We start from the raw sequence: 11263 nt of genomic DNA, 5'->3' as shown, positions 1-11263 counted from the left end.
ATGCTCCGTGCCGACATGGAGCGGAGATGGAAACGGATTTGAAACGTATTGCGCTGGGAATCGAGTACGACGGCTCGCCGTGGAAAGGATGGCAGACCCAGCCATCGCGCGACGCAATCCAGGATATCCTGGAGCAGGCTTTGCGCAAATTTACCGGCCAGGCTATCCACGTCCAGTGCGCGGGAAGGACCGATGCCGGCGTGCATGCGCTGGAGCAGGTGGTTCACCTCGACACGGATGTGCACCGCGAGACGGTGTCCTGGGTCAGGGGCCTGAATGCCAACCTGCCGCCGTCAATCGCGGTGCGCTGGGCGCATCCGTTGCCGCAGTTCGGGGACGAGCAGTTCCACGCCCGCTACAGTGCGACTGGCCGCACCTACCATTACCTGATCTACAACAACCCGGTTCGCTCGCCGCTGCTGCGGCAGCGTGCCGGCTGGGTATTTCGTCCGCTGGACGAAGTCCGGATGCAGGACGCCGCCAGGCTGCTGACGGGCACCCATGATTTTTCGGCATTCCGCGCGGCCCAGTGCCAGGCCAAAACCCCGGTCCGGGAGCTGCACGAGGCACAAGTGACGCGCCAGGGTGACATGCTGGTCTTCACTGTGCGGGCCAACGCTTTCCTGCACCACATGGTGCGTAATATCGTGGGCTCGTTGATCTACGTCGGCAATGGTTCGCACCCGCCGGAATGGATCGCAGAACTGCTCGACGGCGGCGACCGGCACCAGGCTGCCCCGACATTCTCTCCTGACGGACTTTACCTGGCGCGAGTAGACTACGACGCGAAATGGCAGTTGCCGCAAGCCGCGCGCAGCGCCTTTCCCCAGCTCGGCATTCATCCATGAAACCTCGTACCCGTATCAAGCTGTGCGGCCTGTCCCGGCCGGAAGATGTCCAGGCTGCAGTGGATGCAGGGGCCGACGCCATCGGCCTGGTGTTCTATGACAAGAGTCCGCGTTACGTGTCGCCGGAGCAGGGGCGGCAACTGACCAGCAGCCTGCCACCCTTCATCACCGTCGTTGGATTGTTCGTCAATGCCAGCCTGGAACAGGTCCGGGAAGTGCTGCAACAGGTCCCGCTCGGACTGCTGCAATTCCACGGCGATGAAACGCCGCAACAATGTGCCGGCATTGCCGCCGCGCTTGGCCGGCCTTTCCTGCGCGCGCTGCGCGTCGCGCCCGATACGAAGCCCGATGATTTGCTAGAATGCGAACGGGCATATCGCACTGCCAGCCCCTATTTTTCAGCACTGCTGCTCGACACCTGGGTCGACGCCTACGGCGGCAGCGGAAAGGTCTTCGATTGGTCTCTCGTTCCTGCAGAACTCGCGCCTCGGGTCGTTTTGAGTGGTGGGTTGAACACACACAACGTCACTGACGCAGTGGCGCGCCTGCGCCCGTATGCGGTCGATGTCAGCAGCGGCATCGAGCGCGAGAAGGGCATCAAGGACGCCGGCAAGATGCACGACTTCGTTCGCGCGGTCCGCAATGCGGACGCCGGCAGCTGAACTGAACAAGATACCCGAGGAATTTCATGAAAGAACTTACTGCACTCGATAGCCATCCGGAAGGGCAGGCCTTGTACCATGCCGCCCACTACAACCTGCCGGACGCACGCGGCCATTTCGGCCCCTATGGCGGCAGCTTCGTGTCGGAGACCCTGACGCATGCGCTCGACGAGCTGAAAAGCGCCTACGCGCACTATCGCGACGATCCGGAATTCCTTGAGGAATTCCGCTACGAGCTCAAGCATTTCGTCGGGCGTCCCAGCCCGATCTACCACGCAAAGCGCTGGTCCGACATGATGGGCGGCGCGCAAATCTACTTCAAGCGCGAAGACCTGAACCACACCGGCGCCCACAAGGTCAACAACGTGATGGGCCAGGCCTTGCTGGCCAAGCGCATGGGCAAGCCGCGCGTGATTGCCGAAACCGGGGCCGGCCAGCACGGCGTCGCCACCGCGACCATCTGCGCCCGCTTCGGCCTCGAATGCGTGGTGTACATGGGCAGCGAGGACACCCGGCGCCAGGTGCAGAACGTGTACCGGATGGAGCTGCTGGGCGCCAAGGTGGTGCCGGTCGAGTCCGGCTCGAAGACACTCAAGGATGCGCTCAACGAAGCCATGCGCGATTGGGTGACGAATGTCGAGAACACGTTCTACATCATCGGTACCGTCGCCGGACCGCATCCGTACCCGATGATGGTGCGCGACTTCCAGTCCGTGATCGGGCAGGAGTGCCTGGTCCAGATGCCGGAGATGACCGGCCGCCAGCCGGATTACGTGATGGCCTGCGTCGGCGGCGGCTCGAACGCAATGGGCATTTTCTATCCGTACATCGACGAGACGGACGTCAAGCTGATCGGCGTGGAACCGGCAGGCGACGGCCTGGAGACCGGCAGGCATGCGGCAGCGCTGCTGGCCGGCACGCCCGGCGTGCTGCACGGCAACCGGACCTACCTGCTGCAGGACAAGAACGGGCAGATCATCGAAACCCATTCCGTGTCGGCTGGCCTGGACTATCCCGGCGTCGGTCCGGAACACGCGTGGCTCAAGGACTCCGGACGGGCGCAGTATGTTTCCGTCACCGACGACGAGGCGGTTGCCGCTTTCCATACTTGCTGCCGGATCGAAGGCATCATCCCGGCGCTGGAGTCGAGCCATGCCTTGGCTTACGCGGCCAAGTTGGCGGCCACGCTGCCGAAGGACAAGACCATCCTGGTCAATCTGTCCGGCCGGGGCGACAAGGATATGCACACGGTCGCCGAATTCGACAAGAAAAAAATCTGAGAAGGCGATCCAGCATGTCCCGCATAGCACCGACATTTGCCGCCCTCGCGGCGCAGAAAAAGAAGGCCCTGATTCCCTTCATCACCGCCGGCGATCCCGATCCGGCGATCACCGTTCCGCTGATGCATGCGCTGGTTCGCGCCGGCGCCGACATCCTGGAACTGGGCGTGCCGTTTTCCGACCCGATGGCTGAAGGGCCGGTGATCCAGCGCGCCTGCGAGCGGGCGCTCAAGTTCAACGTGTCGATCACGGACGTGATCGGTTACGTCCGGACCTTCCGCCAGACCAACACCACCACGCCGGTGGTGTTGATGGGCTATGCCAACCCGATCGAGCATATGGGGCAGGCGGCCTTCATCGCTGCTGCGAAGGAGGCCGGGGTGGACGCTACCATCGTGGTCGACTATCCGCCCGAGGAGTGCGAGCAGTATGCGCAGACCATGCATGAAAACGGCATGGATACGATCTTCCTGCTGGCGCCGACCTCGACCGAGGAACGGATGGCCCAGGTCGGCCAGCTCGGCAGCGGCTTTTGCTATTACGTCTCGCTCAAGGGCGTCACCGGGGCGGCCAATATCGACATCGACGACGTTGCGCAGCGCATTGCCGCGGTCCGGCGTCATGTCAAGCTGCCGATCGGCGTCGGCTTCGGCATTCGCGACGGCGAGACCGCGCGTGCGGTCGCAACCGTCGCCGATGCAGTCGTGATCGGCAGCCGCATCATCCAGGAAATGGAAAATCATCCGCGCGAGCAGATGGTCGATGCCGCCGAAAGCTTCCTGGCGGGTATCCGCCGCGCCCTTGATGCCTGAGGTGTAAGATGGGCGCCGTCGGCATTGCCTGACCCGGGCAAGTCCGGCGGGTTGGCTGCGGACCATCGGGACGCTACAATGCGCGGTCTCCATCGTCAGGTCCTGTACTTGGTACCTGGTACCTGGTACTTGGCACTTGGCAATTTGCATTTGAATTACATTCGAATTACCACTCGAAACCAGAAAAATGAGGTCCAAATGAGCTGGCTGGAAAAACTGCTGCCGCCGCGCATCCAGCGCACTGACGCGTCGACCCGGCGCTCCGTCCCCGAAGGGCTGTGGGTGAAATGCCCGTCTTGCGAGGCAGTGCTCTACCGTACCGACCTCGAATCCAACCTTCATGTCTGCCCGAAGTGCGACCACCACATGCGCATCCGTGCCCGCGAGCGCGTGGACGCGCTGCTGGATGCCGAAGGCCGCTACGAGATCGGCCAGGAGGTATTGCCGGTCGACACGCTCAAGTTCAAGGACAGCAAAAAATATCCGGATCGCCTGAAGGACGCTATCGAGTCGACCGGCGAGACCGACGCGCTGGTCGTGGTCGGCGGTTCGATCCGGGCGCTGCCGGTGGTGCTGGCTTGTTTTGAATTCGAATTCATGGGCGGCTCGATGGGTTCGGTCGTTGGCGAGCGTTTCGTGCGCGGCGCCCAGGCTGCGCTGGAGCAGAAGGTGCCATTCATCTGCGTCACCGCGACCGGCGGTGCGCGCATGCAGGAAGGTTTGCTGTCCCTGATGCAGATGACCAAGACCACCGCGATGCTGACCCTGCTGTCGGAGAAGAAGCTGCCGTTCATCTCGGTGCTGACCGATCCGACCATGGGCGGCGTGTCCGCATCGTTCGCATTCATGGGCGATGTCGTGATTGCCGAACCGAAGGCGCTGATCGGATTCGCCGGTCCTCGCGTGATCGAGAATACCGTGCGCGAGAAGCTGCCAGAGGGTTTCCAGCGTGCCGAGTTTCTGATGCAAAAAGGGGCCGTGGACATGATTGTCGATCGCCGCAAGATGCGTGACGAGATCGCGCGCCTGCTGGCGCTGCTGCAGAACCAGTCTGTCGACGTGATTGCCTGACCATCCTCCCCGCTTCCCGAGCCCGGACCCCGCGGTCCGGGCTTTTTAATTTCCGATGCATCCTCAAGTGATCTCCATGCAAACTCCTTCTTCACTCGCAGACTGGCTCAAGCGGCTGGAGACCATGCATTTCAAGGCAATCGACATGGGCCTGGAGCGCGTGGCCGAGGTTGCTCGCCGGCTCGGGCTGGCCTTTGATTGCCCGGTGATTACTGTCGGCGGCACCAATGGCAAGGGATCGACCTGCGCCATGCTGGAGGCTATCCTGATGCAGGGTGGTTATCGGGTCGGGCTGTACACATCGCCCCATTTGCTGCATTTCAACGAACGCGCGCGCATCAATGGCGAAAGCGCCGACGATCAGGCCTTCATCGAGAATTTCGAGGCGGTGGAAGCGGCGCGCGGCGAAGTCTCGCTGACCTACTTCGAATTCACCACGCTGGCAATACTGCGGATGTTTTCGCAAGCCGGCCTGGACGCCGTGATCCTGGAAGTGGGATTGGGTGGCCGGCTGGACGCCGTGAATGTGATCGACGCCGACGTGGCGATCGTGACCAGTGTCGACATCGACCATACCGAGTATCTCGGCCAGACGCGCGACGCGATCGGATTCGAGAAAGCAGGCATTTTCCGCGCCGGCAGGGCTGCCATCTGCAGCGATCCGCAGCCGCCGCAATCGCTGATCGATCACGCCGAAAAAATCGGGGCGGACCTGTGGTTGTTTGGCCGCGATTTCAATTATTCGGGCGACAAGCAGCAATGGAATTATGGCGGCCGCAGCCAGCGCCGCAGTTCGCTCGGCTACCCCGCGCTGCGCGGCGCAAACCAGTTGTTGAATGCCTCTGCCGCCATCGCCGCCTGCGAGGCGCTACGGCTGCGCCTGCCGCTTGGCGCACAGGAGATCAGGACCGGCCTCGCGATGGTCGAGTTGCCCGGCCGCTTCCAGGTGCTGCCCGGGCGTCCGACCGTCATCCTCGATGTGGCGCACAACCCGCATGCTGCAGCGGCACTGGCCCATAATCTCGACAACATGGGCTTTTACCGGTACACCTATGCGGTATTCGGTTGCATGCAGGACAAGGACATTGCGGGCATTGTTTCCAAATTGAACACTCGGATCGATCATTGGTACCTGACTGCGCTGCCGCTACCGCGCGCCGCCAGCACCGAGCAGCTGGAATCGGCCCTTTCGGCAGCGGGCGTGACAGAAAGCATTGAACCGAAGCAGGATAGAAGCATCAAAAGCTTTTCGTCGCCGGCAGAAGCTTTCCATATGGCATTAAGCGCGGCAGGGGAGGATGATAGAATTGTGGTCTTCGGATCTTTCTTCACGGTTGCTGGCGTGATGGAAGCTCGCAATACCGCATTTCATTGATTGGGGACCACTGTTCGATGGGCATTTTTTCGTTCCGCCGCCAGAAGGAATCCACCGACGACAGCGTGTACGAATCCCGCGCCGCTGAAGACGCGGGCACCGCCCGCGGGCGGTCCAGGAAGCGGAAGACGGAGAACGAACCGATCGATCCGGTCCTGCCCGAGAAGCAGCGCGCACGGCGCCGGTTGCTCGGCGCGGTGGCGCTGGTGATGGCGGCCGTCATTGGACTGCCGATGATACTGGACCCCGAACCCAAGCCGCTCGCCGACGACATCTCGATCGACATCCCATCCAAGGAAAAGACCCGGCAAGGCGCATCCTCCCGTCCGGCGGGCTCCTCACTGCCTGCCTCTGCCTCCCTCGACAAGCGCGAGGAAATCGTGGCACCGGCGGCAGCCGCTGCAGGGGCAGCTACGGCGGCAGCGGCTGCAGGGGCAGCTACGGCGGCAGCGGCTGCCGCGGGAGCGGCCGCCACCGATCTGCCCCCGGAGCCGAAGGCTGATGCGGGCGCTGGCAACAAGCCGGATACTAAAGATGCGAAGGATTCGAAAGTCCAGGCCGCGCAGGCCAAGCCGGATGCGCAGGTCAATTCAAAGCCCGAGGCCCCTGCCAAGCCTGCAGTGAAACCGGATGCGAAGTCAGCCGACGACGCCCGTGCCCGTGCCCTGCTGGACGGGAAAGCCGATCCGGTGCTTCAGAAGGTCAAGCCGGGGGCCGAGAGTTCCGAACGTTACGTGGTGCAGGTCGCCGCGCTCGCTTCGGCCGACAAGGTGCATGAATTGCAGAACAAGTTGAAGGCGGCGGGTATCAAATCCCATACGCAGAAAGTCGCAACGCAATCGGGCGAACGGATCCGCGTGCGGGTCGGGCCAGTGCAGGGCAAGGCGGAAGCCGAGAAAGTCCGCGCAAAGCTGAACAAGCTTGGCCTCAACGGAACGCTGGTGCCGGCTTGACCCGGTTGCGGGAAGAGGGCAGTGCGATGGGGGGCGGACTGTGACCGTCTTCGACTATCTGGTGCTGTTCGTGCTTGTCTGTTCGGTCGTCATCAGCACATTGCGCGGTCTGGTGAAGGAAGTACTGTCGCTGATCAGCTGGATCGTTGCTTTCATCCTGGCCAATGCCTACGGGGAAACGCTGGCGGGCATGCTGCCGGCATCGATACCCGGAACGCTGACGCGCTTGATTGTGGCGTTTGTGGCGCTATTTATAGGTGTGCGGATACTGATGATGTTGCTGTCGATGGCAATCGAAGCGCTCATCAAGGCGGCCGGGCTGACTGTGGCCGATCGCGGGCTCGGTGGTTTGTTCGGATTGGCGCGCGGAATTGTGATCGTGATGGCTGGCGTGCTGTTGAGCGGAATGACTGCGATTCCACAGCAGCCGTTCTGGAAAGAGGCCGTGCTCAGTCCGCTGACTGAAACAGCGGCCCGCACCATCAAGCCTTTCTTGCCTGGCGACCTCGCCAGTCATGTGAAATTTTGAATTTTCGTTAGGAGTCCACTATGTGTGGAGTAGTTGGCCTGGTCGGACATGGCGCCGTCAATCAGCAGATTTACGATGCGCTGTTGCTGTTGCAGCATCGGGGACAGGACGCTGCCGGAATTGCGACCAACCACGGTGACACGTTTTCGATGTACAAGGCGAATGGCCTGGTGCGCGACGTATTCCGTACGCGCAACATGCGCTCGCTGCCTGGAAATGCCGGTATCGGCCAAGTGCGTTATCCAACTGCGGGCTCATCCAACGAAGAAGAGGCGCAGCCGTTCTACGTCAATGCGCCGTTCGGCATCACGCTGGCCCACAACGGCAACCTGACCAACTGGGAACAGCTCAAGATCGAGATGTTCAAGAACGACCGGCGCCACATCAACACCGACTCCGATTCTGAAGTGTTGTTGAATGTGCTGGCGCATGAAATCCAGGAAGCCGCGACTGGTTTTTCGCTCGATCCGGCGACCATTTTCCGGGCTGTCAGCCAGCTTCACAAACGGGTGCGCGGATCCTATGCGGTGGTGGCGCAGATCGCCGGCTACGGCCTGCTGGCTTTCCGTGATCCGTTCGGCATCCGTCCGCTGTGCATCGGCTTCAGCGAGACCGAGAACGGGCCGGAATACATGATTGCCAGCGAATCGGTGGCGCTTGAAGGCCTTGGCTTCCGCTTCCTGCGCGACATCATCCCGGGCGAAGCGATCTTCATCGACAACGATCGCAAGCTGTACAACCTGCAGTGCGCCGAGAATCCGACGCTCAACCCCTGCGCATTCGAGTTCGTCTACCTGGCCCGTCCGGATTCCGTCATCGATGGCGCATCCGTCTACGCCAGCAGGCTGAAGATGGGTGAATACCTGGCCGAGAAAATCCGGCGCGAGTTCCGCACCGGCGAAATCGATGTCGTGATGCCGATCCCCGACTCGTCCCGGCCGGCAGCGATGGAACTGGCGCTGAAGCTCAACCTGAGCTACCGCGAAGGCTTCATCAAGAACCGCTACATCGGCCGCACCTTCATCATGCCCGGACAGGCAGTGCGCCGGAAGTCGGTGCGCCAGAAACTGAATGCGATCGCATCCGAATTCCGTGGCAAGAACGTGCTGCTGGTCGACGATTCCATCGTGCGCGGCACTACCAGCCGCGAGATCGTGCAGATGGCGCGCGAAGCGGGCGCCAAGAAAGTGATCTTTGCGTCGGCGGCGCCGCCTGTAAAGTATCCGAATGTCTATGGCATCGACATGCCGACCCGCGACGAGCTGATTGCGCACGGACGTACCGACGAGGAAATCTGCCGCGAGATCACCGCCGACGCGCTGATCTACCAGGACCTGGCGGACCTGAAGCGTTCGATTTCGGATGTCAATCCGGCGATCAACAGCTTCGAAGCTTCGTGCTTCGATGGCATCTATATCACCGGCGACATTTCGCGCGATTACCTTGATCGCATCGAGTACGCCCGTAATCACCCCAAGCCTGTCCTTGAAGACGTGGTTCGTTCACAGTTGAACCTGAACCTGGCTCGGGTTGATTGAGCGGCGTCGCTGCTTGATTGGTCACGATCGGCTGGCGCATCGGTGTCTTTCATGGAGAGCTCGGGTCACGCCTGGCTGATCCGACGTCTCCATGATTTCAGTCGCAGCCACTGTCAGCCTTCCGGTGGGGGATGGCTTGAAGTAATATGTCTTCGACATGTATACCACCCACTTCGGCTTGCGCGAACTCCCGTTCGGCATCACGCCCGACACCAGTTATTTCCATCCATGCCCAAGTAGCCAGCGCGCGCTGAATACATTGCTGGTCGCCGCCAACAGCGGCGAGGGTTTCATCAAGATCACAGGCGAAGTGGGTACCGGCAAGACGCTGTTGTGCCGAAAATTCATGTCGGTTCTTGATCCGTCGTTCGTGACTGCCTATATTCCCAATCCGCTTTTGCAGCCGCGCGGCTTGATGTCGGCGCTGGCCGAGGAGCTGCGGGTGCCGGTGTCGCGCGACCTGGACGAATTCCAGATACTCAAGGCAATCAACTACCGCCTGCTGATGCTGGCGCGGGATGGCAAGCGGGTCCTGTTATGCATCGATGAAGCGCAGGCAATGCCGATCGAGACCCTGGAAGCGGTGCGCCTGCTGACCAACCTCGAGACTGAAAAGCGCAAGCTGCTGCAGATCGTGTTGTTCGGCCAGCCCGAGCTCGATCGCAAGCTGGAGGATGAGTCGATCCGGCAGCTCAGGCAGCGCATTACCTTCCAGTACTGCCTCGGTTTCCTGGATCGCGCCGAAGCTGCGCTTTACGTGCGACACCGCCTGCAGGTCGCGGGTGTCGAGGATGCATTGTTCAGCCCCGGTGCGCTGGCAGCCCTGCATGCTGCCAGCCGCGGCGTGCCCCGCTTGCTCAACATACTTGCCCACAAATCGCTGATGGCGGCATTTGGTGAAAGAAGGAAAATGGTCGACCCGTCCCATGTCCGAGCCGCGGCCGGCGATACGCCTACCGCGCTGCAGAAGTTCCAGCCGCCCTGGGCCTGGTTGTCGGTGGCGGTCTTCGTTACCGGCGTGGTGTCGGTCGTCTGGATGGTTATCGAATGAGCCTGATCAACAAGATGCTGCAGGAGCTGGAAGCGCGCCCGGCGAACCCGGCAGAGACCGGTGAACTGCATCGGGAGGTCCGTGCTGCCGCGCTGCCGCCTGCGCGCCGCAGCCTGCCCTGGATGCTGGCAGCGCTCGCGCTGGCCGGCGCCGCTGCGACTGGCTATGTCGCCTGGCAGCGGCTCGCAGGCCCCCCCGTGCAGCCGGGCACCATGAACCTGCCGCCGGAACTGTCACTGAAGATTTCCGCCGCACTGCTGGCAGTCGAACCGGCGCCGCTCGAACCATTGCCGGCTGCCGAGGTGGCGGGCACGGCAGCGGGCATTGCAGCAGGGCAGCTAGCGGCCACCGGGCCGGGCACGATGCCGGTAGTGCAAGCGGCGCTGGCCCCGGCTGTCGCGGCGGCTCCATCTCCCGGTGCCACCAGCAGCCTCCCAAGGCCGGCACCGCCGGCACAGGTGCCAGCAGTCGTCGAGGCGCCGAATGAACGCGCCGCGCCAAAGGAACCCACTCCCCGCCAGCAAGCCGAAAATGAATACAAGCGGGGTGGCGGGCTGGCGCAACAGGGACGTTCGGCCGAATCGATCGCGGCCTTCGAGCTGGCGCTCAAGTTCGATCCGGGCCATGTGCCGGCGCGGCAGAGCCTGGCAAGCCAGCTGGTAGAGGCGAAGAGGCTGGACGAAGCCATGCAACGCCTGCAGGAAGGCCTTGATGCCAACCGCGCCAACGGCTCGCTGGCGATGATGCTGGCCCGCATCCAGCTCGATCGCGGCGAGACCAAGGCGGCGATCGACACGCTGGGGCGCAGCCTGCCGTATGACCGTGAGCGTCCTGAATATCATGCTTTCATGGCGGGGCTGCTGCAAAAGGAGAATCGTCATCGGGAAGCGATCGACTATTACCTGAACGCATTGCGCAAGGCACCCCAGAACGGCGTCTGGTGGATGGGGATAGGTATCTCGCTGCAGGCGGAGAACCGGGTGTCGGAGGCGCGCGAGGCCTTCTCCCGTGCCCAGGCTGCCGGCGGATTGTCGGCCGAGCTGAAGGCCTTCGTCCAGCAGCGACTCGAGCAGCTGCGCTGATGTTGCGCCGGGCTCCGCTGCATGCATTGCAGCGTGCATGCGGCGCCCGGCAGCGCTTAAAT

11 protein-coding genes are annotated in these 11263 nt (G+C 62.4%); all 11 read left to right on the top strand.

Annotation, left to right across the window (positions count from 1 at the left end; translation table 11 throughout):
• Positions 1 to 26: 26 nt before the first annotated feature.
• The 11 genes from truA (at position 27) to FVE66_RS08300 (ending at position 11201) form a co-directional block, all read left to right on the top strand.
• Positions 27 to 848 carry a tRNA pseudouridine(38-40) synthase TruA gene (gene truA, locus FVE66_RS08350; protein ID WP_194164363.1) on the top strand — a complete coding sequence of 274 codons (822 nt, stop codon included), beginning with the start codon at positions 27 to 29 and terminating at the stop codon, positions 846 to 848.
• A complete protein-coding gene (locus FVE66_RS08345) occupies positions 845 to 1510 on the top strand; it encodes a phosphoribosylanthranilate isomerase (RefSeq protein WP_151446932.1) in 666 nt (221 codons plus the stop codon). Before truA ends, FVE66_RS08345 begins: the two co-directional genes overlap by 4 nt.
• A 26-nt stretch (positions 1511 to 1536) precedes the next feature.
• Positions 1537 to 2790, top strand: coding sequence for a tryptophan synthase subunit beta (gene trpB / locus FVE66_RS08340; protein WP_151446931.1), 1254 nt, complete (start codon positions 1537 to 1539; stop codon positions 2788 to 2790).
• Positions 2791 to 2804: 14 nt separating this feature from the next.
• A complete protein-coding gene (gene trpA, locus FVE66_RS08335) occupies positions 2805 to 3602 on the top strand; it encodes a tryptophan synthase subunit alpha (RefSeq protein ID WP_151446930.1) in 798 nt (265 codons plus the stop codon).
• A 198-nt stretch (positions 3603 to 3800) separates the two neighbouring features.
• A complete protein-coding gene (accD, locus tag FVE66_RS08330; protein ID WP_151446929.1) occupies positions 3801 to 4673 on the top strand; it encodes an acetyl-CoA carboxylase, carboxyltransferase subunit beta in 873 nt (290 codons plus the stop codon).
• Between the two features lie 76 nt (positions 4674 to 4749).
• Positions 4750 to 6048: a bifunctional tetrahydrofolate synthase/dihydrofolate synthase gene (gene folC / locus FVE66_RS08325; protein WP_151446928.1), complete on the top strand. Its 1299-nt coding sequence runs from the start codon at positions 4750 to 4752 to the stop codon at positions 6046 to 6048.
• Between the two features lie 17 nt (positions 6049 to 6065).
• A complete protein-coding gene (locus FVE66_RS08320) occupies positions 6066 to 7001 on the top strand; it encodes an SPOR domain-containing protein (RefSeq protein WP_151446927.1) in 936 nt (311 codons plus the stop codon).
• A gap of 40 nt (positions 7002 to 7041) precedes the next feature.
• Positions 7042 to 7530: a CvpA family protein gene (locus FVE66_RS08315; protein WP_151446926.1), complete on the top strand. Its 489-nt coding sequence runs from the start codon at positions 7042 to 7044 to the stop codon at positions 7528 to 7530.
• A gap of 20 nt (positions 7531 to 7550) precedes the next feature.
• The gene (purF, locus tag FVE66_RS08310) at positions 7551 to 9068 is read left to right on the top strand and encodes an amidophosphoribosyltransferase (RefSeq protein WP_151446925.1); all 1518 of its coding nucleotides are present in this window, start codon (positions 7551 to 7553) and stop codon (positions 9066 to 9068) included.
• 157 nt (positions 9069 to 9225) lie between these two features.
• A complete protein-coding gene (locus tag FVE66_RS08305; RefSeq protein WP_151446924.1) occupies positions 9226 to 10119 on the top strand; it encodes an ExeA family protein in 894 nt (297 codons plus the stop codon).
• Positions 10116 to 11201, top strand: coding sequence for a tetratricopeptide repeat protein (locus FVE66_RS08300; protein WP_151446923.1), 1086 nt, complete (start codon positions 10116 to 10118; stop codon positions 11199 to 11201). Before FVE66_RS08305 ends, FVE66_RS08300 begins: the two co-directional genes overlap by 4 nt.
• The last annotated feature ends 62 nt before the right edge of the window (positions 11202 to 11263 follow it).

It is taken from the genome of Lacisediminimonas profundi (genome assembly GCF_008831265.1).
In the GTDB taxonomy this organism is placed as follows: Bacteria; Pseudomonadota; Gammaproteobacteria; order Burkholderiales; family Burkholderiaceae_D; genus Lacisediminimonas; species Lacisediminimonas profundi.
This window is presented reverse-complemented; position numbering and strand designations above follow the sequence as displayed.

Coding starts and splice junctions, on each gene's coding strand:
- truA (WP_194164363.1), top strand. CDS start 27: ATGGAAACGGATTTGAAACGTATTGCGCTGGGAATCGAGTACGACGGC.
- FVE66_RS08345 (WP_151446932.1), top strand. CDS start 845: ATGAAACCTCGTACCCGTATCAAGCTGTGCGGCCTGTCCCGGCCGGAA.
- trpB (WP_151446931.1), top strand. CDS start 1,537: ATGAAAGAACTTACTGCACTCGATAGCCATCCGGAAGGGCAGGCCTTG.
- trpA (WP_151446930.1), top strand. CDS start 2,805: ATGTCCCGCATAGCACCGACATTTGCCGCCCTCGCGGCGCAGAAAAAG.
- accD (WP_151446929.1), top strand. CDS start 3,801: ATGAGCTGGCTGGAAAAACTGCTGCCGCCGCGCATCCAGCGCACTGAC.
- folC (WP_151446928.1), top strand. CDS start 4,750: ATGCAAACTCCTTCTTCACTCGCAGACTGGCTCAAGCGGCTGGAGACC.
- FVE66_RS08320 (WP_151446927.1), top strand. CDS start 6,066: ATGGGCATTTTTTCGTTCCGCCGCCAGAAGGAATCCACCGACGACAGC.
- purF (WP_151446925.1), top strand. CDS start 7,551: ATGTGTGGAGTAGTTGGCCTGGTCGGACATGGCGCCGTCAATCAGCAG.
- FVE66_RS08305 (WP_151446924.1), top strand. CDS start 9,226: ATGTATACCACCCACTTCGGCTTGCGCGAACTCCCGTTCGGCATCACG.
- FVE66_RS08300 (WP_151446923.1), top strand. CDS start 10,116: ATGAGCCTGATCAACAAGATGCTGCAGGAGCTGGAAGCGCGCCCGGCG.